The sequence below is a fragment of the Mesorhizobium sp. M7A.F.Ca.CA.002.05.1.1 genome, assembly GCF_003998335.1.
Classification (GTDB): domain Bacteria; phylum Pseudomonadota; class Alphaproteobacteria; order Rhizobiales; family Rhizobiaceae; genus Mesorhizobium.
This window is the reverse complement of record NZ_RZQI01000246.1, coordinates 5706-7132: the sequence shown is the minus strand read 5'-3', so window position 1 is coordinate 7132 and position 1427 is coordinate 5706. Positions and strand designations below refer to the sequence as shown.

The window sequence follows — 1427 nt, the reverse complement described above, 5'->3', positions numbered from 1 at the left end:
AGTTGCTCTCTCCCCGTTTTGCGGGGAGAGATGTCCGGCAGGACAGTGAGGGGCAGCGCTGACGGTAAGATTCCGCATTCGGCGCACGCGAATGTGCGTCGCGCCGCACTATTTGATGCAATAGACTGATCCCTATGGAAGCCACGAGGAGTGCAACCATGACCAACATCAAGATTTCAAACCGTTCGCTCGGCTTTGTCAAAGGCGCCCTCGCCGCGCTTGCACTTGCCGCAGCGGGCGCCGCCTTCTGGCTGACGCCGGCGGTTTCGGCCGAGGACGCGGTGAAGATCCCGCCGCCGGCAATCGACGAGAAGGCGGCCGCCGGCACTGAAAAGGCAATCTTCGCCGGCGGCTGCTTCTGGGGCGTGCAGGGCGTCTTCCAGCACGTCAAGGGGGTCACCAGGGCTGTCTCCGGCTACTCCGGCGGCGACAAGGACACCGCCGTCTACGAGACGGTCGGCTCAGGCCGCACCGGGCATGCCGAATCCGTCGAGATCACCTACGATCCATCGAAGGTGACCTATGGCCAGCTGCTGCAGGTCTATTTCTCGGTCGCCCACAACCCGACCCAGCTGAATTTCCAGGGTCCGGACTCCGGCACGCAATACCGCTCGACGATCTTCGCCGAAAACGATGCACAGAAGAAGATCGCGCAAAGCTACATCGCCCAGCTCGACCAGGCCAAGGTGTTCCCGGAGCCGATCGTCACCACGCTGGAAACCGGCAAGACCTTCTATCCGGCCGAGAATTACCATCAGGATTTCCTGACGCTGAACCCGACCTATCCCTACATCGTCTACAACGACCTGCCCAAGGTGGCGAATTTGAAGGCGCTGTTCCCGGCGCTCTACAGCGACAAGCCGGTGCTGGTGCTGTCGGCGAGCAATTGAGCTGAGCGCTGTTAATCTCCCCCTTGAGGGGGAGATGGCCGCGAAGCGGCCAGAGGGGGTCGGCTCGACCGGTCTCGGCCTCTTGCGACAGAATGAGGTTAGCGCTCTCCGTGTGGCGACCCCCTCTGTCGCCTTCGGCGACATCTCCCCCTCGAGGGGGGAGATTAGCTCCCGCCATCCCCTTCAATCATACGTCAGATCCGTCGCCTTGCCGCCGAACACCCGGTAGGCATAGAACGAATAGAAGATGATGACCGGCAGCACGACCACGGTGCCGGCGAGGATGATGGCCAGGCTCTCCGGCGCGGAAGCCGCCTGCCAGATGGTCAGGCGATCGGGCACCACGAACGGGTAGAACGACCAGGCGAGACCGGCAAAGCCGAGCGCGAAGATGGCGGCCAGCGTCAGGAACGGCATCAGCGAATGGCGGTCGTCGGGCTTCGGCAGATGGAAGGTCTGCCGCCACAGCCACAGGAACAAAAACGCCGACAGGATCGGCAGCGGCGACAGATAAAGCATTTCCGGCCAGACGAACCA

The 1427-nt window shown here is 62.6% G+C and carries 2 protein-coding genes; one reads left to right on the top strand and one right to left on the bottom strand.

What is annotated here, in order from left to right; all coding sequences use genetic code 11:
* The first annotated feature begins 158 nt into the window (after positions 1-158).
* Positions 159-890 (top strand): peptide-methionine (S)-S-oxide reductase MsrA, encoded by a 732-nt coding sequence (gene msrA, locus EN939_RS14685; protein WP_127268581.1) that lies wholly within the window; start codon positions 159-161, stop codon positions 888-890.
* A gap of 183 nt (positions 891-1073) precedes the next feature.
* Here msrA and EN939_RS39100 read toward each other — a convergent pair.
* Positions 1074-1427 (bottom strand): cytochrome d ubiquinol oxidase subunit II (locus EN939_RS39100; RefSeq protein WP_245473092.1); only part of this gene is annotated, 354 nt, incomplete at its 5' end.